The sequence below is a fragment of the Mesorhizobium sp. M7A.F.Ca.US.006.01.1.1 genome (genome assembly GCF_003997935.1).
GTDB lineage: Bacteria > Pseudomonadota > Alphaproteobacteria > Rhizobiales > Rhizobiaceae > Mesorhizobium.
In genome coordinates this window covers 1-23,026 of record NZ_RZQL01000107.1, presented here as the reverse complement: position 1 = coordinate 23,026, position 23,026 = coordinate 1, and the positions used below count along the sequence as shown (strand labels likewise).

Genomic DNA, 23,026 nt, shown 5'->3' with positions numbered 1-23,026 from the left:
TCCTGGAACAGCTCGGGATAGGCAGCAGCACGGCTCGCCAGTCCCTTGAGCACGGCACTGTCGGGATAATGCTGGGCGGCGACGTCTATCAGCGGCTTCAGGTCGACGGCAACCACCGATGCATCGAGCTTGCCGGTCGGGCTCGCCGGGAAATCCTTGATCCTGCCGGTGGCGCTGATCGAGGCGCCGGCCAGCCCGCCCACCGACAGCCGGTCGATTTCGAGCAGCCCATCGCGCAGCCTGAGCGCCGTGTCGACCGTGTCGGCGGTCAACCCGCCGGCATTGACCGGTCCGGCCTTGATCTGGAAATCGAGGTCGCGGTCGGCAAAGCGATTGGCGCCCTTGTCGCTCACGAAGATCGAGGCGAAGGCCGCCAGCCCGTCGACATCCAGATCATCGCCTTCGAGCCGCATCAGCACTGACGGCTTGGCATCGTCGGGCTGGCTGGAATCGATGCGGCCGGAAAACTTCGCCTTGCCCAGGATCAATTCGAGATCGCTGAACGCCTGGCGCTTCTGCGAGAGGTCGACCTTGGCCTTGAAGCCGGCGGCCGGCAGACGACGGATCGCCTCGTCGACATCCTTCGACAGCCAGGCAGCAAAGCCGGAGGGTTGGGCCACGGCCAGCAGCAAGGAGCCGTTGAAGCCGAAATGACCCTCCAAATTGAGCACCAGCATGCCATCGGCTTCCAGCTTGGTGCGACCAGGCAAGGTCGCAGCAAGCGATTTGACCGACCAGCCGCCATCGACTGGCTCGGCGGAAAGATGCACGTCGCGCACCGTGGTGTCGCCGACCACCACCGCCGGCAGCTTGACCTCGACAGTGCCGGGGATGGTTGGCTTCGGCAGGTCCAGCAGCGCCTGCTCAAACGCCGCGATGCGCTGGTCCAGCGTCAGGCCGGCGCCGGCCTGTGCACCCACCGCCTCGTCGAACTGCACCTGCGCGCCATTGGCCTCGATGGCGAAACTCGGTTTCAGCCCGAGATCGACAGAAGCCTTGCCATCGGCGGTGTAGGGGTTGTCGAGCCGCCCGGTCTCGAAGCGGAACTCGTCGACGCCCAATTTCTGGTGGTCAAGCGAAAACTTGCCGTTCAGCCGAAAGCTCGGATCGGGCTTGCCGGCGCTGACCTTCACCGTCTCGCCATCGGTGCCGCGCAGTTCGGCGCTGTTCTCGTCGGCGCCATTCTTGTCAGAGCTCGAGATCTTGAACTGGCCGGAATAGGCGGCAGCCCCATTGACGATGCCGGCATTGCCGTCGGTCTCGATGACCAGCGGATAGGCGTCCGGATCGGCCTTCAGCCGAAGCCGCATCTGCCCGTTGCCTTCGGCCTTGCCGGTGGAGGCAGTGACCGTGGTGCGAAGACCGTCGAGCCGCAGCGTGCCGTCCATGCGCCATGGGCCAGCCAGCGACTTGGCCGAGATGGTCGAATTGATCTCGGAAAACAGATGGCTGCGCCCGCCGGCGGCATGGCGCAGTTCGACCTGCCCTTCCGTCACCGTCAGCTTCTCGATCGAGATCTGGTTGAGGTCGAAGGGCGAGGACGGCCGCATCGCCCAGTCGACGGTGCCGTCATTGGCGATATCGATGGTTGCTTTCGGCCGCACCAGCCGCATGTCGAAGATCAGCACTTCGCCGCGCAGGAAGGGCGCCAGTTCCGCATCCATCGAAAACGTCTCGACGGTCATGGCCGACTGGCCATTGGGGCCGCCGGCGACGGCGACGTTGGAGAAGGTCACCGAGGGAAACGGCAACAACCGTGCCGTGGCGTCGCCCTGCACGGTCACCTTGCGGCCGAGGATGGCGCTCGCCTCGCGCTCGAATTGGGCGCGGTAGCCGGTCCAGTCGACAAAATACGGCACCACCAGCGCCGCACACAGCACCAGCACAAAAAGGCCACCGAAGATCACGAACAGGCGAGCGAGCATCAGCTCCGAACGGGTTGTTTGAAATTCTGCCGCACTCTACCCGCATCCGCGTGTCGATAAAGAGGCAATTCATCCAGTGTTGCGCGATCCCGGATGATCTGAAACAAATCCTCGCAAAGCGGAGAATTTGAATGTCGGGCAAGAACTGGGATCGCGTGCCGATCGACGCGCAAAGCGTCGACGCTCCGCTGTCGCTATCGGCAGTCTTTCTTGTCGTCACCGTCGCCGGCGGGCAGACCGCGCTTGCCAAGGTTGCCTCCGTGCTCGGCGGGCTCGACGATCTGGTCAAAACCGTCGGGTTTCGCGATCTTTCCGGACGGCTTTCGTGCATTGCCGGCATCGGCCGCGATCTCTGGGATCGTCTTTCTCCAGATCGGCGGCCGCTGGAACTGAAACCGTTCGCGCCGATCAAGGGCGCCGTTCATTCGGCGCCTTCGACCGCCGGCGATCTCCTCTTCCACATCCGCTCCGAACGCCCCGACATGTGCTTCGAGTTCGAGCGCATCCTGCTCGATAATCTCGGCGACGCCGTGAGCGTCGTCGACGAGGTTTCCGGCTTTCGCTATTTCGATGCGCGCGACCTGCTCGGCTTCGTCGACGGCACCGCCAACCCGACAGGCCTCGATTTGCCCGCCTCGGCACTCGTCGGTGATGAAGACGCCGACTACGCTGGCGGCAGCTATGTCGTCGTCCAGAAATACCTGCACGATCTTCAGGCATGGAGGCGGACGCCGACGCCTCTCCAGGAGGAGATCATCGGCCGCACCAAGATAGACAATATCGAAATCGACGATGATGACGCGCCGCGCAAATCGCACAAGTCGCTGGCCACCATCGAGGATGCCGATGGCAACGAGTACGACATTTTGCGCGACAACATGCCGTTCGGCAGGCCCGGACAGAACGAGTTCGGCACCTACTTCATCGGCTATTCCAGATATCTTTGGGTCACCGAAAAAATGCTGCAGCGCATGTATGTCGGCGAGCCTCCCGGCGCCTACGACCGCCTGCTCGATTTCTCGACGCCGCAGACCGGCACGACCTTCTTCGCGCCAACCCGCCCCATGCTGCAGGCCCTTGTCGAGGGCGCGCAGGAGAAGCTTCCCGCCGCCCGGTAGAGGACGGCTGAGGGGCCTCTATCCCCGAGGATCAGCGTGCGTCGCGCTTCGCCTGTGCCACCTTGCCCGCCTTGCGCTGCCGGCCGAGTTCCGCCGGCCGGACCAGCGTCGGCGCCCGCTTGTTGGCCACGGCACGCATGCCCTTGTGAGCCGTCCGCGAATTGAGCGCGGGATCGTCCGCCGGCGCATTTTGCTTCATGGCCAGCGCCTTGCGCGCATTCCCAACCAGGGAAACGCGAGCCGCCAGCTGGCGCCGCCGTTCGGCCTCGCCATTCAGCCGCCGCATGGCCATGGCCAGCACTGCAAGCTTTGTCTGCGAACCGCCATCGGACTTTGAGGATGCAGCACCTTTCGGCGCGCCCTTGCCGCGTATCTCACGCCGGCGGCGGTGTGCTTGGGTCTGCGCCTTGTCGCGCCGTTCCCGCAACAGCTTGACCAGGCCGGCAAGATCGGCGTCGGAAAGCTCCTGCACCGCCGGATGGTGCGATTTCCCCACCAGCTCCTGTTCGTCCGCGCTCAGCGCACGCGCCGCTTCCTTGCGTGAAATCGCCATGACATTCCTCCTCCGCTGGCACGCCTGTCTGTTTCAGGCCTCGCCGCTCAGCGAAGTCTCGGCCCGAATGGCGTTGCGGTCAAGACGAGCTGTTTGACGTCCTTAACCCGCTGCCGGCAGGATCTTGCCCGGGTTCATGATATCAAGCGGACCGAGTGCCTGCTTGATCGTGCACATGACGTCGACGCCATGGCCGAGTTCGCGGCGCAGGAAGCCGATCCTGCCCTGGCCGATGCCGTGTTCGCCAGTGCCGTCCATGGCGATCGCGAAGCGGCCAAATCGGGATTAGCTTCTCTGCCATCAGGACTAGCTTCTTTGGAACGTGTCCGCGCTGGTCGACATCGAACGCCACCAATTCAGTTTTTCGATTTTCGCGGGTTGGCCCTCGCCGCTGGCCTTTATCGCCGCATCCGAGACGACAAACCACAACGTCTCCATTTTTCCCTCCCGAAGGAGGCCGGTGTAGGAAACGATGGCGTCTCCAACCGCCGTTTTCCCGCCGCCGGCAAAACTGATGCAGTCGCCGCGGTGGACGCCCAAAATCGGAATTTCCTGGCCATGGAACCCGCTATCCGGCAGCGCGGTTCGAAACGATCCCGATATACGATTGTCCGCATCATCGGTGATCTCGACAATGGACCCGTATTGATTCTTCCAGACGCCTTTCCAGTTCATGGGCGGCCGCTCCGCTTTGACGATATCCGTTGGTTGCCGCAACGTGAAAGCCGGGAATCGGTTCCGAGGATGCGGGCAGTTCCAGACCCCACCGTGCGGCCGATCTCGGCCTGAGACGTGGCGCCGTCAAAGACAAAGCCGCATGCGAACCTTGCGTCGAAGAACCGGCTAGCCTCGCGGCAATATCTTGCCCGGGTTCATGATATCGAGCGGATCGAGCGCCTGCTTGATCGTGCGCATGATGTCGACGCCGTGACCGAGTTCGTGACGCAGGAAGCCGATCTTGCCCTGGCCGATGCCGTGCTCGCCGGTGCAGGTGCCGTCCATGGCGATCGCCCGCATGTTGAGCCGCGCGACGAACTTTTCCGACAGCGCGATTTCCTTGGGATCGTTGACGTCCATCAGCACAAGCACGTGGAAATTGCCGTCGCCGGCATGGCCGACGATCGGCGCGATAAGGCCCATTTCGGCGATGTCGGCCTCGGTTTCCATGACACATTCGGCAAAGCGCGAGATCGGCACGCAGACATCGGTCGACAGCCCCTTGGCGCCTGGCCGCAACGTCAGCGACGACCAGTAGGCGTCGTGCCTGGCCTTCCACAGTTTGGTGCGCTCCTCGGCGACGCTGGTCCACAGGAACGGTCCACCGCCATTCTCTTCCGCTATCATGCCGAAGGTCTCGGCCTGCTCGGCAACGCCGGCATCGCTGCCGTGAAATTCGACGAACAGGCACGGGCTCTCGGGATAGTCGAGCTTGGAATAATTCTTCATCGCCCGCATCTGCAACGCGTTGACCAGTTCGATGCGCGCCACCGGGATGCCCATCTGGATCGTCGCGATGACCGCGTTGCAGGCCGCCTCGACGCTCGGAAACGGGCAGACGCCGCCGGAGATCGCCTGCGGGATGCCTTGCAGCTTCAGCGTCAGCGAGGTGATGATGCCGAGCGTGCCTTCCGAGCCGACCAGCAGCCGCGTCAGATCATAGCCGGCCGAGCTCTTTTTCGCCCGCTTGCCGGTCGTCACCGTCTCGCCGTCGGCCATGACGGCGGTCAGCGACAGCACGTTCTCGCGCATCGTGCCGTAGCGCACCGCATTGGTGCCGGAGGCCCGCGTCGCCGCCATGCCGCCGAGCGAGGCATTGGCGCCGGGATCGATCGGAAAGAACAGGCCGGTGTCGCGCAGATCCCGGTTCAAATCCTCGCGGGTGACGCCGGGCTCGACCGTGCAATCGAGATCCTGCGGATTGACTGCCAGGATGCGGTTCATCCGTGAGGTGTCGACCGATATGCCGCCGCCCGGCGCGTTGGTGTGGCCCTCCAGCGAGGAGCCGACGCCGAAGGCGATGACCGGCACGCGGTGCGCCGCGCAGGCGCGCACGATCTCCTGCACCTCGGCGGTCGTCTCGGGAAACGCGACGCCGTCCGGCGCCTGCGTCGGAATATAGGTGGTGGTGTGCGCGTGCTGCGAGCGGATAGCCTGGCCGGTCTGGAATCGCTCGCCAAGCTGTTGCTTGAGGATGCCGAGCACCGCTGCGATGCCTTCCTCGTTGCGTTCGACCGGGTTGAGGTCGCTCAGAGCCATGAATTCCTCCGCGAATGGACCAGCGTCCACGCTTGTTATGCGTCTATGGATGCGTAGTCTTACCCGCCACGCTCTGTCCAGCGCCAGAACAAGGAAGTTTCGATGCCCATCCCCACTCCCTTCGTCTCAAAACCCATGGACATCGAGAAGGACTGGATCGACTACAACGGCCATCTCAACATGGCCTATTACAACGTGCTGTTCGACCGCTGCTCGGACGATGCCTTCGAGGCAATGGGCATGGGACCGAACTATGCCCGGGATCGCCGCCTCACCATCTACACGGCCGAAGTCCATGTCTGCTACGTGCAGGAGTTGCATCTCGAGCACAAGGTCACGGTCTCCTTCCAGCTCATCGACCACGACGACAAGCGGCTGCGGGCCTATCAAGAAATCCGCCATGTCGACGGCTGGCTAGCCGCGACTTCCGAATCGCTGTCGCTGCATGTCGACATGTCCGGGCCGAAGGTGGCGCCCTTCCCCGCCGACGTGCTTGCCAAGATCGAAGCCATGCGCGCCGCCCATTCGGCACTGCCGATGCCGGAACGGGCCGGCCGCTCGATCGGCATCAAACGCAAATAGGGCGAAGCCGGCAGTTCTCGTTCCCGGCTTCAAAGCCACACCGGCAATCTAAAATCGCGGAACCCTCCCATCGGCCGGCAGCAGTGCTTGAAGCGGCGCGGCGCCCACGTTAACCTTACCAAGGTTTTAACGGGAACAAGCCATTTGAGCCGTTGCGCGACTCAGCGGGTCGGTCGAAAACGATCCGCATCGAGGTAGCGACACGGGCGGCGCGGCGCCGGTTCGAGGAAAGTGCATGAAAACCGACATCAAGGTCGAGGTGGACAGGCTGGCTGCCGATCCGCGCATCACCGACTACGATTTCTGGCGCTCGCTCAAGAACGTCAACAACGAGATCTTCCACATCGCCAACAGCAACGAGCCGATCCCGTTCGACATGATCCGCTGGCGTGCCATCCTGAAGCAGGCGCGCATGAAGCGCGGCCACGCATAAGGCCCTCTCCCTGTACGTCAAGCCTGGCGCCTCAACGCCGCCAGGGCCGAGCGCGCCACCACCGGCGACGACTGGATGATCGCCGTATTGGTCATCGCATAAGGAATGATGCGGTCGATCACCCGCTCGAGGTCGGCCACCGAGCCGACATGCGCCAGCGCGATGAAACAATCCTCTCCGGTCACCCGGTCGCATTGCACGATCTCCGGCAGTTCGCGGATGATCTCGGCCACCACGGCCAGTTGCCCCGGCACCGGCCGGATGCGCAGCCATGCCGACAGCGGCAGGCCGAGTGCCGCCGGGTTGATCCTGACCGAATAGGCCTCGATGACGCCGCTTTCCTGCAACCGCTTGATGCGCTCGGCCACGCTCGGCGCCGACAGGCCGACCGAGCGTGCCAGTTCCGCCGTGCTGGTGCGCGCGTCCTTTTCCAGCAGACGCAGGATCTTCATGTCAGCGGCATCGAGATCGGCGATTTCAGTTCGAAGGCGTTTCATCCATGAGTCCTTTCTTCCACGAGAAAGATTGCCGGAATGGCTGCTCATCACCTATATAAATAGGCAAATCTGCCTGCGATACTGATCCGATGGATGATCAAACGCAAGCTCTCGCGGCGACCCCTGCCCCCGGCAACTCCACCCTGGGCAGGCTGACGGAAAAACTGCCGCCGCATGTCTGGTTCGGTGTCAGCGCCGTCTTCCACTATCTCGGGCCGGCCTTCGCCGTGCTGCTTTTCCCGCATGTCGGCGTGCTCGGCATGGCATGGCTGCGCATCGCCACGGCAGCACTCATCTTCGCGCCGCTGACCCGCCCATGGCGAAGCTTCGCCCGCGCCGATCGCTCGACGCGGCTGCTGTTGCTGGCCTTCGGCGCCTGCCTGGCGGTGATGAACTGTTCGTTCTACCTTGCGCTCGACCGCCTGCCGATCTCGCTGGTGGCGGCGATCGAATTCGTCGGCACCATCGGCGTCGCGGCGATCGGCCTCAGAAGCCCGCGCAATCTTGCCGCCCTTGCCGTTGCCGTCACCGGCACATTGCTGCTCATCGACGTCAGATGGTCTGATGATCCCATCGGGCTGTTCTGGGCCTTCCTCAACGGCGCGCTGTTTGTTGGCTACATCGTGCTCGGCCACCGCATCGCCGCGTCAGGCGCCGGCGGCGGCATCGCGAGCCTGGGTGCCGCCATGGCGATCGCTTTCCTGGTCGTGCTGCCGATCGGCTTCACCCATGCGCTGCCGGCCTTTTTCTCGCCGCCGCTGCTGCTCGCCGCCATCGGCGTCGGCATCTGCTCCTCTGTCATTCCTTACATCTGCGACCAGCTCGCCATGTCGCGGCTGCCACGCGCGAGCTTCGCGCTGATGCTGTCGCTGCTGCCCGTCACCGCAACGCTGATCGGCGTCGTCGTGCTGCACCAGATTCCCGGCCTTACCGATTGCCTCGGCACTGCGCTGGTGGTCGCCGGCGTCGCCTTCCACAAGCCGGCATCAGCCGGCTAGCTCCGAAGGCCTTAGTCTCGGTTTCTGAGAACTGCGACAAGAAGGCTCAAGATTGAACCAAATCGGCGTCTGATCCGTTGTCACCCACGAAAATGGCTTGGAGTGACAGAATGGAATGGAAACGGACCAGGGAGCCTGCCGACGCATGGCACATGACGGACGATCTGCACGCCGAGCACGGGAAGGGCGATCCGTTCGCGGCGGCCATCCGCGCCACCCGCATGTCAATGATCATCACCGATCCCCGACAGCAGGACAATCCTATCGTCTTCGCCAATGACGCTTTCCTGCGACTGACCGGATATGAGCGTCATGAGGTTCTGGGCAAGAACTGCCGCTTCCTGCAGGGACCGAAGACCGACAAGGCCGCTGTTGAACAGATACGCGTGGCGATCGAGGAAGAAACCGATGTCAGCGTCGATATCCTGAACTACCGCAAGGGCGGCTCGACCTTCTGGAACGCGCTCTACATCAGCCCCGTCTCGAACGACAAAGGCGAGTTGCAGTTCTTTTTCGCATCGCAGCTCGACGTCTCGGATCGCAAACAATCGGAGAGTCGGATCAACGCGGACAAGGACCGCTTCGAAAAGGCGGTGAAGGAACGCACCGCGGAACTTGAAGCCGCCCTTGAGGCGCAGACCACCTTGCTGCACGAGGTGGACCACCGGGTGAAAAACAACCTGCAGATGATCTCTTCCCTGATCATTATGCAGCGGCGGACCATACGGGACGAAGCAATCAGGCGTTCATTGACCACCATGCTGGAGCGCATCGAAGCCCTGAGCACCGTGCATCGGCGACTTTATCAGTCGAAAGACGTCAGCAAGTTCGATGTGGCGGATTTCGCCAAGGATCTGGTGACAGACCTGCTGACGGCGTCGGGGCGCTCTGAGATCAGTCCGGCTCTCGACCTGGAACCGATTGTCATTTCCGCGGAAAAGGCAACGCCCGTCGCTCTGATGGTCAACGAACTCGTCACCAATGCTCTGAAGCATGCCTTCAAGTCCAAGCCCGACGGAATGTCGGCCGGCCGCCTGGGCATCAAAATGAGCCAGCCCGACGGCCACTTGAATATCGAGGTGTCGGACGACGGCGTCGGCATGGCCGACGCCAACGGCGATGCCTCTTTCGGCATGCGGCTGATCAAATCGCTCGCCCGCCAGTTGCATGCCGAGATCGAATGGCGCGACACCGGCCCCGGCACGAGGGTCGTTATCTCGATCCCGAACGAACCTCAGGAAAAAGGGAATGTGTCATGATTGAGCCGCTCAAGGTCCTGATCATCGAGGACGAAGCGCTGCTGGCAATGGAGCTGGAGAGCCTTGTCGAGGACGCCGGCCACAGCGTCGTCGGCTGGGCGACCTCTTCGGCGGAAGCCATGGCCATGGCGGATGCGACCGAAGCCGACATCGTCTTCGTCGACATCCATCTGAGTGACGGGCCGTCCGGCATCGACGTGGCCAAGTACATAGGCGAAAGGAAGAATTCGACGGTGGTGTTCATGACCGCCAATCCGAAGCGCATCCCCGATCATTTCGCCGGCGCGATCGGCGTCATAGCCAAGCCTTACACGATGAACGGGCTGACGTCGGCGTTGCGGTACCTGCAGGAAGGCGTGCGCCGCCCGCCCCCCGTTTCGGCGCGGCCGGCCGGCTTCACCCTGTCGCCGGCCTTCGAAACCGCCTGGGCGCCGGCGGCATGACAGCTGAAGTCATTTCAGTTTTTCCCGAAGGAAGGCGATCGTTCTGCCCCAGGCGAGGTCAGCCGCCTTCTTGTCGTAGCGCGCCGCCGACGTGTCGTTGTTGAAGGCGTGGTTGGCGCCTTCATAAACATAGACCGTGTAGTCGACATGCGCCGCGTCGAGTTCCTTCTTGAAGGCGTCGATGCCGGCATTGATGCGCTCGTCCAGTCCGCCATAGTGCAGCAGCAAGGCCGCCTTGATTTTGGATACATCGGCGGCCTTCGGCTGCATGCCGTAATAGGCAACGCCGGCACTGAGATCGGGCGTGTTGACGGCCAGCATGTTGACCGTGCCACCGCCCCAGCAGAAGCCGATGGCGCCGACCTTGCCGTTGCCGTCCTTGTCGCTCTTGAGGAAAGCGACGGTCGCAACACCGTCGGCGATGGTCTGCGCCGGATCGAGCTTGCCGAACATGTCGCGCGCCTTGTCTTCATCGGCCGGCGTGCCGCCGAGCGGCGACAGGAAATCCGGCGCCAACGCCACGAACCCTTCCAGCGCCACGCGTCGCGCCACGTCGCGGATATGCGGGTTGAGCCCCCTGTTCTCATGCACGACGATCACCGTGCCGAGCTTGCCCGCTTGATCCGCAGGCTTGACCAGATAGCCCTTCATTTGGCCGCTGCTGCCGGGGTAGCTGATGTCCTCGCCCTTCACCCGCGGATCGTTGTCGGCGACGATTGCCGCCTGCGCGGAATTTGCCGCCAGCAGCGGCGCGATCGCGGCCGCCGCCGCACCCGATCCGGCAAGCCGGGTCAACTGCTCCATGAACCGGCGGCGATCGAGCGTCAGATGCGTATATTCGTCATAGGCATCGATCATCGCCTGGGTGATGGCGGGCTTGGCGTCGGGTTTCGTCATGGATAGGTCCTCTGCTTCGGGCTTTAATTCCCAGCTACATAGGAACCAAGCCGGCATGGTCCAGTCGAGCACTCATCGCGGCCGCCGATTGCCTCAGGGCGCAGGCCGCTGGCCGCGCCCAGGCAGTAAAGCCGGCGCCATGCACGGCCATGTCATCACTTTTTGGTCATTGGCGATAATCCTGCTGGCGCTGCCACAATCATGAGGGAAGGTGGCTATCGACGGTATCTTGGCCGTGTGCCCACACGTCAGACCCAGAAGGAAGCGTTGACCATGACCATGCCTTCCCCGATCCTCGCCAGCGCGGTCGTCCTTGCCGCGGCCGCCGCTTTGGCCCTACGCTCGATGGTTGTAAATGCAGGCAGACGATCGTTGATCAGGGTCCGCACTGAGCGGAACCGCAACACGAAAACCCAGGATTGAGGTGACGCCATGAACGTCCAGGACATCGTCAACACCGTTTCGCAGAAGGCGGGCCTCGACCAGGCGACGACGGAGAAAGTCGTCGGCACCATTTTCTCGGTGCTGGAACACGAGGCGGAGGGCACAAGCGCCTCGGCGTTCTTCGCCAAGATCCCCGGCGCCGACGACCTCGCCCATCAATATGACGTCATGGCCGCCGCTCCGGCCGGCAGCGGCGGTTTTCTGTCGTCGTTGCAGGGCGCGCTTGGCGGCGTTCTCGGCGAGAAGGCCGGCGCGCTGATCAACGGTGTCGCCGCACTCAAGGCATCCGGGCTCGACATGGCGCAGATCCAGAAGGCCGGCGCGACGCTGATCCAGCAGGCCGAAGCCGCCGCCGGTCCCGACCTGACCAACAAGGTGCTCGGCTCGGTGCCCAGCCTGAAGGGCCATTTGGGGATTGGCTGATCGACAACGGGCCGATCGGAAGATTTGCCGCCCCTCATCGCCCAGCCGGGCACTTCTCCCCGTCACTATACGGGGAAAAGATACTGGCACAGATGAGGGGCGGCGCGACCTCTGAAAGATCGCGTTACCCTGTCGCCTACTTCGGCAGCGCGTAGGCCATAACATAATCCCCGGGCTTGGTGCCGACCGAACCGTGGCCGCCGGCGACGATGACCACGAACTGGCGGCCGTCGGCCACCGTATAGGTCATCGGCGTCGATTGCCCGCCGGCCGGCAGCCGCGCCTGCCACAGCTGCTTGCCCGATGTCAGGTCGTAGGCGCGCAGATAGTCGTCGACCGCGGCCCCCAGAAAGGCGACGCCGCCAGCGGTGATCATCGGCCCGCCGATGCCCGGCACGCCGACTTTCAGCGGCAGCGGCAGCGGCGTCATATCGTAGACGGTGCCGTTGCGGTGCTTGTAGGCGATCTTTCCGGTCCTGAGATCGGCGCCGGCGACATAGCCCCAGGGCGGCGCCTGGCAAGGAATACCGAGCGGCGACAGGAACGGTCCCATCACCACCGCATAGGGCGCGCCCTCGTTGCGGTTCAGCCCCTGTTCGCTGCCCCGCCCTTCGTCCGGCGGCGGCACCTGATCGCGCGGGATCAACTGCGACTTGAACGCCAGATAGGTCGGCATGCCGAACAGCACCTGCCGGACCGGGTCGACGGCGACGCCACCCCAGTTGAAGGTGCCGAAGTTGCCGGGGTAGATCAGCGAGCCCTGTACGGAAGGCGGCGTGTAGCGGCCCTCATAGCGCAGGCCCTGGAATTCGATCCGGCAGGCCAACTGGTCGAACATGGTTAGGCCCCACATGTCGGCGCCGGTCAGCGGCTTCGGCATGAAGGTGAGATCGGAGACCGGCTGCGTCGGCGATGTGTGGTCGCCCTCGATCGCGCCGCCGGGCGCCGGCACTTCGTTGACCGCAATGACCGGCTCGCCAGTGCGGCGGTCGAGCACATAGAGGTCGCCCTGCTTGGTCGGCCCGACCAGCGCCGGCACCACCGTGCCGTCGGGTTTGGTGATGTCGATCAGGCTCGGCTGCGCCGGCACGTCCATGTCCCAGAGATCGTGGTGCACGGTCTGCCGCACCCATCGCACCTGTCCGGTGTTGAGGTCGAGCGCGGTGATCGACGACGAGAACTTCTCGACATTGGCGCTGCGCCCGGCGCCGAGCTGGTCCGGCGTCTGGTTGCCGAGCGGCACGTAGAGCAGGCCGAGCTTCTCGTCGGCGCTCGGCGTCGACCACATGTTGGGCGAGTTGGCGGTATAGGTCTGGCCGGCCGCCAGCGGCGTCGTCTGGTCCGGATTGCCGGAATCCCAGTTCCACACCAGCGCGCCGGTGGCAGCGTCGTAGGCGCGGATGACGCCGGACGGCTCCTGCGTCGAATAATTGTCGTTGACCGCGCCGCCGACGATGATCTTGCCGCCTGAGATCAGCGGCGCCGAGGTCGAGTAATAATAGCCCGACTTCGGATAGGGCATGTTGGTCAGAAGGTTCAGCGTACCGCCCTCGGCGAAAGCCGGACAGATCTGCCCGTTGGCGGCGTCGAGCGCGATCAGCCGCGCGTCCGAGGTCGGCAGGTAGACGCGGGTCGCACAGGGCTGCCCGGCGGCGCCGGCGGCATCGGCGTAATAGGCCACGCCGCGGCAGGTCTGGTGCTGGCGGTCCTTGTCGAGCTTGACCTTGGGATCGAAGCGCCATTTCTCCTTGCCGCTCGCGGCATCGATGGCGATGGCGACATTATGCGGCGTGCAGATGTAGAGCGTGTCGCCGATCTTCAGCGGCGTCACCTGGTAGGTGGTCTCGCCGACATCGTCCGGTCCTTTCACGTCGCCGGTCCGGTAGGTCCAGGCAGGCTGCAGCTTGGCGACATTGTCTGATGTGATCTGGTCGAGCGGCGAGTAGCGCTGGCCGAACTGCGTGCGGCCGTAATAGTGCCATTCGCCGGCCGGCACATCATTGCCGAGATTGGCGTTGGCGACCACCTTGTCGGTGCCGAGTTCGCCGGCAATGTCCTTCGGATCCGAAGTCATCGAATAACCGGCGACGGCCAGTGATGCCAGCACGGCAAGGATCAGCGGCGCGCGTGCGTCAGGGCCGACAAGACCCCGCCTCGCCCACGGCGTCAGCAGCCACAAGGCGAGAAGCACGATGATGCCGCCGCGAGGCCCGAGTTCCCACCAGTCGAAGCCGATTTCCCAGACGGCCCAGGCCAACGTGCCGAGCACGATCACCGCGTAGAGCCACAGTGCGGTGGACCGGCGCCGGTAGAGTAGCCAGGCAGCGATCAGGAAGGCAAGGCCGACAACGACATAGTACCAACTGCCGCCCAGCATCGCCAGGCGGACGCCGCCGCCGCCGAGTGCCAGGCCGATGAGGAAAAGAATGAGGGAGGTGATGGTGACAGCCAAGATGATACTCCTTCGACTGTTGCGCTTTGCCACGCCAAGGACAGCCCGATGTCCCGTTCCTGCCCTGCGCACAGCTTTCTCCTGCCTGCCCCGCCTGTCAAGCGGCCCACACGCCAAGGTGGCAATTCATCTTGCCTGCGGTCGGGTTATCGAGCAGTCTCCGTCGCAGCATCACCGTGGAGTAGACCGAGTCATGCCCTTCGTCTTTCCGCCATGGATGCGCATTGCCGGCGCGCTGTTCGGCTTCGTCGTGCTTATGGCTGGCAGTCAATCCGCGTCGGCACAAACGCTCGAGGAGATCAACAAGGCAAGCGGCTTCCACGAGATGCTGGCCGGCCTCGGCCCAAGCATAGTCGCCGGCATCAAATCCGTGCCAGGGCCGGAAAAAGTCAAGGAAGCCTTGTCCGCCGCCGCTGAAGGCGCTTTTGACGCTGACAGGATGGAGAAAGCCATAGAGGCGCGGATGACGGGCCGGTTGCAGCCCGTCGATCTCACCGATCTGGCTGCTTTTTTCGATTCACCATTGGGCAGGCGGGTCACAGCCCTGGAGATCCAAGCATCCGATCCGCAAGCAGTGGGGCGCAAGAAGATCGAAGGTCCGAAAATCCTTGGAGGACTTCAGGTGGGAGATCCGGCACGGCTCGCGTTGTACCGGAAAATCGTCGACGATATCAGCGCCGTGGACATGGCTGAAGCGATCGCATTGAACATGGGCTATGCGATGGTTTCGGGAATGCTCGCGGCAGCCGGGCAGCCTTTATCGGATCAGCAGATAATGGTGCTGGTGCATAAGCAGGCCGGCAACCTTCGTGAAAAAGCCGAAAAGGGGATCATGGAAGGAAATGCTTTCGCCTATCGTGACTTGTCGCTCGACGATCTCAGGCTTTACGCGACATTTCTCGCGTCCCCTGCGGGCAGCCATTACTACGACCGGATGCAGACGGCACTCGGCGCCGTGATGACCGATGAGGCGCGTTCGTTAGGGCAGCGATTTTTCGTCGCTCTCGGCTACCGCAAGGCCTGAACAGCCCGTACATCCTTGCCGCGCCAGCACTTTAGCGGAACAAAACGTAGACAGTTCTGGTCTTTCCCCACCGAATCACTACATTCGGGGGCGATGTCCGGCTTTTCCGAAGACATGCCCTTTTTCGACGAACCCAATGCGCGGCCCACGGCCCCGTCGGGCATCGCCGCGCGCGCCATGGCTGCCCGCAGCGGACACAACAACGCACCCGACTATCTCAAGGGCCTCAACCCGGAGCAGCGGCTAGCTGTTGAAACAACGGAGGGCCCGGTTCTGGTGCTGGCCGGTGCCGGTACCGGCAAGACCCGCGTGCTGACCACCCGCATCGCCCACATCCTCGCCACCGGCAAGGCGTTCCCGTCGCAGATCCTTGCGGTGACCTTCACCAACAAGGCCGCGCGAGAGATGAAGATCCGCATCGGCGTGCTGATCGGCGAAGGCAATGTCGAGGGCATGCCATGGCTCGGCACCTTCCACTCGATTGGCGTGAAGCTGCTTCGCCGCCATGCCGAACTTGCTGGCCTGCGCTCCGACTTCACCATCCTCGACACCGACGACGTCGTGCGGCTGATCAAGCAGCTGATCCAGGCCGAAGGCCTGGACGACAAGCGCTGGCCAGCCAAGCAGTTCGCCCAGATGATCGACGGCTGGAAGAACAAGGGGCAAGGCCCAGCCGACATCGCCGAGGGCGACGCGCGCGCCTTCGCCAACGGCAAGGGCCGCGAACTCTACAAGGCCTATCAGGAGCGGCTGAAGACGCTGAACGCCTGCGATTTCGGTGACCTGCTCTGCCACCCGATCCGCATCTTCCGCGCCAATCCGGACGTGCTGAAGGAATACCACAAGCGCTTCAAATACATCCTCGTCGACGAATACCAGGACACCAACACCGCCCAGTACATGTGGCTCCGCCTCCTGGCGCAACGGCCTCAAGGCAAGCCGATCTCCCCCCTTGAGGGGGAGATGTCCGGCAGGACAGAGGGGGGCGCCTCGCGCCGACAGGCTGGAGGGACAGCGCCCCCCTCTGTCGCCTCCGGCGACATCTCCCCCTCTAGGGGGGAGATTGGGCGCTCGGCCGAAACCCGCGCCACCGTAGACATCTGCTGCGTCGGCGACGACGACCAATCCATCTATGGCTGGCGCGGTGCCGAGATCGACAATATCCTGCGCTTCGACAAGGATTTTCCCGGCGCCACCATCATAAGGCTGGAGCGCAACTACCGCTCGACCGCGCACATCCTTGGTGCTGCCTCTCACCTCATCGCCCACAATGAGGGCCGCTTCGGCAAGACGCTGTTCACCGACCGCAACGATCCCGAAGACGGCAAGGTGCATGTCCACGCCGCCTGGGATTCCGAGGAAGAAGCGCGCGCCGTCGGCGAAACCATCGAGACCTACCAGCGGCAAAAGCACAATCTCAACGACATGGCGATCCTGGTCCGCGCGTCCTTCCAGATGCGCGAATTCGAGGATCGTTTCGTCACGCTCGGTCTCAACTACCGCGTCATCGGCGGCCCGCGCTTCTACGAACGCATGGAAATCCGCGATGCGCTGGCCTTCTTCCGCGTCGTCGCGCAAGGCGCCGACGACCTCGCCTTCGAGCGCATCGTCAATGTGCCCAAGCGCGGCCTGGGCGAAGCCACCATCCGCCAGATCCACGACACCGCGCGTGCGCTGCGCATCCCGATGCTGGAGGCCGCCGCCAAGCTCGCCGAAAGCGACGAGTTGAAGCCGAAGCCGCGCGCCGCACTGCGCGAGGTCGCGGCCAATTTCGAGCGCTGGCAGAAAGCGCTGGAAACCACGCCGCACACCGAACTCGCCGAAACCATCTTGGAAGAGAGCGGCTACACCGACATGTGGAAGAACGACCGCTCGGTCGAAGCCCCCGGCCGGCTGGAGAACCTGAAAGAGCTGATCCGCTCGATGGAGGAGTATGAGTCGCTGCGCTCCTTCCTCGAGCATGTCGCACTGGTCATGGACGCCGAGCAGAATGCCGGGCTCGACGCCGTCAGCATCATGACGCTGCATTCGGCCAAGGGCCTCGAATTCGAGACCGTCTTCCTGCCCGGCTGGGAGGAAGGCCTGTTCCCGCACCAGCGCGCGCTGGATGAAGGCGGCCGCTCCGGGCTGGAGGAAGAGCGCCGCCTTGCCTATGTCGGCCTGACCCGCGCCAAGAAGAACCTGCATCTGTGGTTCGTCTCCAACCGCCGCATCCATGGCCTGTGGCAATCGACCATCCCGTCGCGCTTCCTCGACGAACTGCCGGAAGCCCATGTCGAGGTCGCCGAAAGCGGCAACTCCTACGGCGGCTACGGCAATTCCTACGGCGGCGGTTCCTTTGCCTCAGGCCGCGGCGGCCAGGGCGCGGGGCGGCAGAACCCCTATGGCGCCTCGCGCTTCGACAATGTCGGCGCCGACAGCGAAAAATCCGGCGCCTTCTCCAACACCTATGCGACGCCGGGCTGGCAGCGCGCGCAGGCCAACCGCACCGAGGCGACCGACCGCAACTGGGGCTCGCGTTCCGGCCACCAGGTCGAGCGCATCGGCTATGGCGAGACGGACAGCGGCTACGGCGCCGGCCGCACCTCGGTCAAGGGCCGCACCATCGACGGCGAGCTGGTTGCCAAATCCGTCTCCGACACGCCCTCCGCCTTCAACGTCGGCGACCGCGTCTTCCACCAGAAGTTCGGCAACGGCAACATCTCGGCCATCGAAGGCAACAAGCTGACCATCGACTTCGACAAGGCCGGTCAGAAACGCGTGCTGGACGGGTTTGTCGCCGCGGTGTGAGGCGTCCGCTTGCCCCGTTGTCCTACAAGCGACCGCCTTGTGTATGGGCCTACTTTGACGATGCCCTACACCTTCGTCATCCACGGGCGAAGCAGGAGCGCAGCTCCGTCGCGAAGACCCGAGGATCCATGCCGCGACCTTGGCCGTGAAGTGCAGCGGAGCAGAGTTCTGCACCGTGGTGACGCGTTTGAGTCCCGGCATGGATCCTCGGGTCTGCGCTGCGTCGCTACGCTCCTTGCTTCGCCCGTGGATGACGACACGACGGGCGTCCGCGCCAATCGTCAAGGCATGCGGTCCGCCAACATCCCTCACCGATACCGCGCCTGGTTCCACTTATGCCCGAGCAGCGACAGGATGATGATCAGGCCGTTGAAGAACTGCACATAGAAGCCGCTCAACCCCGCCGCCACGACGCCGGTCTGGATGAACGACACGGTGACCGCGCCGATGGCGCCGCCGACGACGGTGCCGATGCCGCCCCAGGTCGGCGTGCCGCCGACGAATACCGAGGCCAGCACCGGCAGGAGATAGCCGTCACCGGCGGTCGGCCACCAGGTGAAATTGATCATCACCGAGAAGGTGCCGGCGATCGCCGCACCGATGCCGACGAAGACGAACACTTTCACCCGCACGCGCTTGACGTCGATGCCCATCTGCTGGGCGCTGTCGGGATTGTCACCCACCACCCTCACCTGCGCGCCGAAACGATGGCGGTTGTAGAGCATCGCCGACAGCACGACGAAGCCGATGGCCCAGAAGATCTGCACCGGAATGCCCAGGAGTTGGCTGGAGAAGATCGTGTAGGCCCAGCTGTCGCTGAGGCTGGTCAGCGCCATCGACTTGCCCTCGTTGATGATCTGGATCAGGCCGCGCAGCAGGAAATTCATGCCCAGCGTGGCGATCAACGACGACAGCCCGCCATAGACGACCAGCGAGCCTACGAGGAAGCCGAGCAGCATGCCGGTGACGAGTGCCGCGGCGATGCCGAGAAACGGATCGTAACCGGCCTGCACGACCAGCGCGAAGACCCATGAGGCGAAGCCCATCGTTGCCGGAAACGACAGGTCGATCTCGCCGCAGGTGACGACGAAGACCAGCGGCACCACCACGAACAGCGCAACGGGGAGCGTCGTCAGCACCGAACGGTAGAGATACCAGGTGGTGAAAACGGTCGGGTTGGCGATCAGGAACACCGTCATCATGACGATGAACACGGCGAGCGTGCCGAGCGCGGCACGGTTGTCGAGGATGAAGCCGCGCATCCAGTGATCGGACGGGTGCCTCCATTCCTTCTGGGGACCGGGACGGGGAATGCCGGCGGACGGCTCGTGCAGGTCGGGCTCCATGGTCTTGCTCATCGTGCTCTCTGCTCCGCGTCGCCGGCATCGTGCAGCCCGGCCAATCCGCCGGGATGCGCGACCTCTTCCATGAAGTTGATGAGATCTTCGGCCGACTTGACCTCGCTGCGGTCGGTCGTCAGCGCGACCTTGCCGCGGTCCAGCACCACGAAGCGGTCGGCGATGTCGAAGACATGATGGATGTTGTGGCCGATGAACAGGATCGAGCGGCCGCTCGCCCGCACCTGGCGCACGAAATGGAACACCTTGGCGGTTTCGGTCAGCGATAGCGCCGTCGTCGGTTCGTCGAGGACGATCAGCTCGGCCTGCTTGTAGATGGCGCGGGCGATCGCTACGCCCTGGCGTTCGCCGCCCGAAAGCTGGCCGACGATCGACTGCGGCGTGAACACTTTCGAGGTGAAGCCGATTTCGCGCATCAGCCGGCTTGCCTCCTCGATCTCCTTTTTGACCCTGAGAAAGCCCAAGAAACCGGTCAGCTCGCGGCCCATGAAGATGTTGCGAACGATGGTCTGCTGCACGGCCAGCGCCCGGTCCTGGAACACCGTCTCGATGCCGGCCTCGCGGGAACGCGCGGCGCTCCACCCGGTCACCGGCTTGCCGCGCACGAGGATTTCACCGCTGGTCGGCTTGACCACGCCGGACAGGATTTTGATCAGCGTCGACTTGCCGGCGCCATTGTCACCGAGCAGGCCGACGACCTCGCCGCGGTCGACGCTGAGATTGACCCCGCCCAGCGCATAGACCTGGCCATAGGATTTGCTGATGTCGCGCAGTTCGATGAGGCGTTCGGCCATCGGATCCTCGCTTTGATTGTCTCGTGCCGGCTTCGTCGCCGGCGGCCCCGCCGGCCGGGGCCTGAGATCCCGGCCGGCGGCTTGGGAAGTCAGCGCAGCGCCTGCTTGGCGAGCTCGGCGACGATCTCGTAATTTTCGGGCGTGACGAAGCCGGCGCCGGTGTCGACATTCATCGGCGCCAGCCCCAGCACAACCTGCTGGCAGAGGCTGAGGATCGGCAGATAGCCCTGCAGGAACGGCTGCTGGTCGGCGGTCAATTGCACCCAGCCGCCCTTGAAGCCCTCGACGATCTGCGGGCTGGTGTCGAAGCCGAAGTTGAAGATCTCGCCCGCCTTGCGTCCGGCCGCCTGCATGTAGGTCGAGACATTGCCGAGCATCTGCCCGCCGGGATAGCCGACCGCCTTGACGTCGGGATTGTTGAGCAGCGCCGCGGTGATCACCGGAATGGCCAGATTGGGATCGGACGCCCATTCGCCGCTCGGCGGTGAGGACAACTGGATGACCTCGACGCCGGCTTCCTTGAGCGCTGCCACCGTGCCGCGCTCGCGCGCGCCGCGGCTTTCGTTTTCGAACGGACCGATCATGATCGCCTTGTCGCCGGCCTTCAGCTTGCCCAGCTTGAACGCCTCGGCGCCGAGCGCGCGGCCCTGCTGTTCCTGCTGGGCGCCGACATAGCCTCCGCCGAATGCCGCCGTCACGTTCGGCACCGGCACGTTCTGGTACATCATCTTGATGCCGTCCTTGTGCGCCTGTTCGGCGAGCGGCATGATCGACGCATCGCCCGGATGACCCATCATGGCGATGCCGTTGGGCTTGACCGCGACGGCCTCGCGCAGTTGCTGCACCATCTTTTCGATGTCCCACTGGGAGAAGATGTAGTCGACCTTCGGTCCGAGATCGGCCTCTGCCTGCTTGGCGCCATTGTAGACGATGGTGCCGAAAGCGTCGCCCTCGGCGCCGCCGACGAAGAAGCGGATGTGGACGTCCTTGCACCATTTGGCGTCGAGCGCCTGCGCGGGCAGTGTGGAGATGGCGGCGCACAGCGCGGTGGCGGCGGCCACGACGGTCGAGCGCAGAAGTGTCGTTCTCATTGCGATGCTCATGCACGTTCCTCCCTTTTGTCCTCGGTGAGCCGAGGGGTTTTCGTCATTCGCTTTCAGCAAGTACTCAATGATTAGGCCGGCTCCTCCCGCCGGCCGCCGTCACGCCGGGTTCGGCAGATAGGTCGCTCCTCCCCGGCATTGCTTGAGATATTCCAGCGCCCGCACCTGGCCGGTGATCTCGAGATCGCCGCGATAGACCGGGTCGTGCCAGCCTTCGATATCGATGGCCCCCTTGTAGCCGGCCAGCCGCAATTCGCTGATCACCCGCGCCCAGTCGCTGTCGCCGAAGCCTGGCGTGCGCATCTGCACGAAGGGCAGCCGGCCGAACACGCCATGCTCGCGGATGACATCCCAGCGAACCGTCGCGTCCTTGCCGTGGACATGGAAGATGCGGGGCGCCCATTTGCGGATCTGCGGCATCGGATCGATCAGATAGACGAGCTGGTGGCATGGCTCCCATTCAAGGCCGAGATTGTCGTCCGGCACTTCGTTGAACATCAGCTCCCAGGCGTCCGGATTGTGGGCGATGTTCCAGTCGCCGGTGGCCCAGTTGCCGTCCATGGCGCAGTTCTCGAAGGCGATGCGCACCCCCCTGTCGGCGGCGCGCCTGGCCAGCGGCCCCCAGACCTCCTTGAAGCGCGGCAGGCTGTCGGTCAGCTTCTTGCCGCGGAGGCGGCCGGTGAAGCCGCTGACCATCGAGGTGCCGAACAGATGCGCATTGTCGATGACCGTTTCCCAGGCTGCGAGCACGCCGCGATCGACCTCGCCGTCTTCCAGCGGGTTGCCGAACACCCCGAGCGACGACACCGTGACGTCGGCATCGCCGATCGCCTCGCGGATCTGGCCGGCAAGAAGCGGCAGGTCCTTGCCGCCAAGCGTCTGCCAGAAGAAGGGTTGGATGCTCTCGAAGCCGAGCGGCAGGATCTGTTTGATGTAAGCCGCCGGGTCGTCGAGATTGGCCCGCACCATGGTGCCGATCCGGATGTCGAGAAGCGGGTTCGGCGTCATTGTGCGTCCTCTGCGATCGTCACGCGGCGGCCGGTCTCGGCGCTTTCGATGGCGTCAAAAACCATGGCCAGGCTCTTGATGTTGTCGGCGCCGCGCGTTTCCGGCTCGGTGCCGGTCTCGATGGCGTGCATGAAATCCTGGAGAATGCCGAGATGCCCGCCGACGCGATCGGACGCATCGAGCGGCGGCACCTCGATCAGCTGGGTTTTGTCGAACATCCCCTCGCGGCCCGGCATCACTGCTTCTGCCCTCAGCTCGTCATATCCGTCCCAGATGAGGCTGCCGCGCTCGGCAACGATGCGCCAGCTGCCCTCCCAGCTGGTGCGGAAGCCGGCCGCGCACCAGCTGCCCGCATAGGTGAAGACCTTGCCGCCGCCGAGATCGAAGACCGCACTGGCCGACGATCCCTGCCGGTACCAGGAATTGGCCGGCTCCCATTCCTGGCAGTGGACGCCGGCTGGCTCGCCGGCGACCATGTAGCGGGCGGCGTCGAATGTGTGGATTGCCATGTCGAGCAGCAGCACATGCGCCATCTCCTCGCGAAAACCGCCGAAATGCGGCGCGACGAAAAAGTCGGCGTGGATGCTGGTCGGCGTGCCAATGGCGCCGGAGTCCAGGAACCTGCGGATGCGCCTGACATTGGCGACATAGCGGCGGTTCTTCACGACG

Annotated in this window: 21 protein-coding genes and 1 pseudogene; 9 read left to right on the top strand and 13 right to left on the bottom strand. The window is 64.1% G+C overall.

Annotation, left to right across the window (positions count from 1 at the left end):
• A partial coding sequence (locus EN943_RS19370) for an AsmA family protein (protein WP_127414207.1) occupies window positions 1-1,925 on the bottom strand: 1,925 nt, incomplete at its 3' end.
• A 131-nt stretch (window positions 1,926-2,056) separates the two neighbouring features.
• Here EN943_RS19370 and EN943_RS19365 point away from each other — a divergent pair.
• Window positions 2,057-3,043 carry a Dyp-type peroxidase gene (locus EN943_RS19365; RefSeq protein WP_127414206.1) on the top strand — a complete coding sequence of 329 codons (987 nt, stop codon included), beginning with the start codon at window positions 2,057-2,059 and terminating at the stop codon, window positions 3,041-3,043.
• A 31-nt stretch (window positions 3,044-3,074) separates the two neighbouring features.
• On the opposite strand, the gene EN943_RS19360 is transcribed toward EN943_RS19365, so the two are convergent.
• The 4 genes and pseudogenes from EN943_RS19360 to EN943_RS19345 form a co-directional block, all read right to left on the bottom strand.
• A complete protein-coding gene (locus EN943_RS19360; protein WP_127414205.1) occupies window positions 3,075-3,596 on the bottom strand; it encodes a hypothetical protein in 522 nt (173 codons plus the stop codon).
• A gap of 102 nt (window positions 3,597-3,698) precedes the next feature.
• Window positions 3,699-3,915: pseudogene (locus EN943_RS19355) on the bottom strand (FAD-linked oxidase C-terminal domain-containing protein); the annotation flags it as partial.
• Window positions 3,903-4,271 carry an avidin/streptavidin family protein gene (locus EN943_RS19350; protein WP_027160611.1) on the bottom strand — a complete coding sequence of 123 codons (369 nt, stop codon included), beginning with the start codon at window positions 4,269-4,271 and terminating at the stop codon, window positions 3,903-3,905. The pseudogene EN943_RS19355 and the gene EN943_RS19350, both read right to left, overlap by 13 nt.
• Before the next feature lie 168 nt (window positions 4,272-4,439).
• Window positions 4,440-5,852 carry an FAD-linked oxidase C-terminal domain-containing protein gene (locus EN943_RS19345; RefSeq protein ID WP_127414204.1) on the bottom strand — a complete coding sequence of 471 codons (1,413 nt, stop codon included), beginning with the start codon at window positions 5,850-5,852 and terminating at the stop codon, window positions 4,440-4,442.
• 102 nt (window positions 5,853-5,954) lie between these two features.
• Here EN943_RS19345 and EN943_RS19340 point away from each other — a divergent pair, with 102 nt between their 5' ends.
• On the top strand, window positions 5,955-6,434 hold the full coding sequence (locus tag EN943_RS19340; RefSeq protein WP_127414203.1) for a thioesterase family protein: 480 nt from the start codon (window positions 5,955-5,957) through the stop codon (window positions 6,432-6,434).
• A 235-nt stretch (window positions 6,435-6,669) separates the two neighbouring features.
• Window positions 6,670-6,867, top strand: coding sequence for a hypothetical protein (locus tag EN943_RS19335; RefSeq protein ID WP_056582983.1), 198 nt, complete (start codon window positions 6,670-6,672; stop codon window positions 6,865-6,867).
• Between the two features lie 17 nt (window positions 6,868-6,884).
• Here EN943_RS19335 and EN943_RS19330 read toward each other — a convergent pair whose 3' ends face one another.
• Window positions 6,885-7,364, bottom strand: coding sequence for an Lrp/AsnC family transcriptional regulator (locus tag EN943_RS19330; protein WP_127414202.1), 480 nt, complete (start codon window positions 7,362-7,364; stop codon window positions 6,885-6,887).
• Window positions 7,365-7,453: 89 nt separating this feature from the next.
• Between EN943_RS19330 and EN943_RS19325 the strand changes: the two genes are divergently transcribed.
• The 3 genes from EN943_RS19325 to EN943_RS19315 all read left to right on the top strand — a co-directional run bounded on the left by EN943_RS19325 (window position 7,454) and on the right by EN943_RS19315 (window position 10,064).
• On the top strand, window positions 7,454-8,362 hold the full coding sequence (locus tag EN943_RS19325) for a DMT family transporter (protein WP_127414201.1): 909 nt from the start codon (window positions 7,454-7,456) through the stop codon (window positions 8,360-8,362).
• Between the two features lie 152 nt (window positions 8,363-8,514).
• Window positions 8,515-9,621 carry a histidine kinase dimerization/phosphoacceptor domain -containing protein gene (locus EN943_RS19320; RefSeq protein WP_245475908.1) on the top strand — a complete coding sequence of 369 codons (1,107 nt, stop codon included), beginning with the start codon at window positions 8,515-8,517 and terminating at the stop codon, window positions 9,619-9,621.
• The gene (locus EN943_RS19315) at window positions 9,618-10,064 is read left to right on the top strand and encodes a response regulator (protein ID WP_127414199.1); all 447 of its coding nucleotides are present in this window, start codon (window positions 9,618-9,620) and stop codon (window positions 10,062-10,064) included. Before EN943_RS19320 ends, EN943_RS19315 begins: the two co-directional genes overlap by 4 nt.
• 9 nt (window positions 10,065-10,073) lie before the next feature.
• Here EN943_RS19315 and EN943_RS19310 read toward each other — a convergent pair whose 3' ends face one another.
• Window positions 10,074-10,961: a dienelactone hydrolase family protein gene (locus EN943_RS19310; protein ID WP_127414198.1), complete on the bottom strand. Its 888-nt coding sequence runs from the start codon at window positions 10,959-10,961 to the stop codon at window positions 10,074-10,076.
• Between the two features lie 432 nt (window positions 10,962-11,393).
• Between EN943_RS19310 and EN943_RS19300 the strand changes: the two genes are divergently transcribed.
• Window positions 11,394-11,828 (top strand): hypothetical protein, encoded by a 435-nt coding sequence (locus tag EN943_RS19300; protein ID WP_127414196.1) that lies wholly within the window; start codon window positions 11,394-11,396, stop codon window positions 11,826-11,828.
• Between the two features lie 136 nt (window positions 11,829-11,964).
• Here EN943_RS19300 and EN943_RS19295 read toward each other — a convergent pair whose 3' ends face one another.
• A complete protein-coding gene (locus EN943_RS19295; protein ID WP_127414195.1) occupies window positions 11,965-14,280 on the bottom strand; it encodes a glucose/quinate/shikimate family membrane-bound PQQ-dependent dehydrogenase in 2,316 nt (771 codons plus the stop codon).
• A gap of 193 nt (window positions 14,281-14,473) precedes the next feature.
• Here EN943_RS19295 and EN943_RS19290 point away from each other — a divergent pair, with 193 nt between their 5' ends.
• The gene (locus EN943_RS19290) at window positions 14,474-15,304 is read left to right on the top strand and encodes a DUF2059 domain-containing protein (protein WP_127414194.1); all 831 of its coding nucleotides are present in this window, start codon (window positions 14,474-14,476) and stop codon (window positions 15,302-15,304) included.
• A gap of 93 nt (window positions 15,305-15,397) precedes the next feature.
• Window positions 15,398-18,094, top strand: coding sequence for a UvrD-helicase domain-containing protein (locus EN943_RS19285; RefSeq protein ID WP_127414193.1), 2,697 nt, complete (start codon window positions 15,398-15,400; stop codon window positions 18,092-18,094).
• A gap of 308 nt (window positions 18,095-18,402) precedes the next feature.
• Here EN943_RS19285 and EN943_RS19280 read toward each other — a convergent pair whose 3' ends face one another.
• The 5 genes from EN943_RS19280 to EN943_RS19260 form a co-directional block, all read right to left on the bottom strand.
• Window positions 18,403-19,452 (bottom strand): ABC transporter permease, encoded by a 1,050-nt coding sequence (locus EN943_RS19280; RefSeq protein ID WP_127414192.1) that lies wholly within the window; start codon window positions 19,450-19,452, stop codon window positions 18,403-18,405.
• Complete coding sequence (locus EN943_RS19275; RefSeq protein WP_127414191.1) at window positions 19,449-20,246, bottom strand: ATP-binding cassette domain-containing protein; 798 nt, start codon at window positions 20,244-20,246, stop codon at window positions 19,449-19,451. The genes EN943_RS19280 and EN943_RS19275 overlap by 4 nt, the downstream gene beginning before the upstream one ends.
• An 89-nt stretch (window positions 20,247-20,335) precedes the next feature.
• Complete coding sequence (locus EN943_RS19270) at window positions 20,336-21,349, bottom strand: substrate-binding domain-containing protein (protein ID WP_127414190.1); 1,014 nt, start codon at window positions 21,347-21,349, stop codon at window positions 20,336-20,338.
• A 99-nt stretch (window positions 21,350-21,448) separates the two neighbouring features.
• Window positions 21,449-22,357: a sugar phosphate isomerase/epimerase gene (locus EN943_RS19265; RefSeq protein ID WP_127414189.1), complete on the bottom strand. Its 909-nt coding sequence runs from the start codon at window positions 22,355-22,357 to the stop codon at window positions 21,449-21,451.
• Window positions 22,354-23,026 (bottom strand): Gfo/Idh/MocA family oxidoreductase (locus EN943_RS19260; protein ID WP_164778262.1); only part of this gene is annotated, 673 nt, incomplete at its 5' end. The genes EN943_RS19260 and EN943_RS19265, both read right to left, overlap by 4 nt.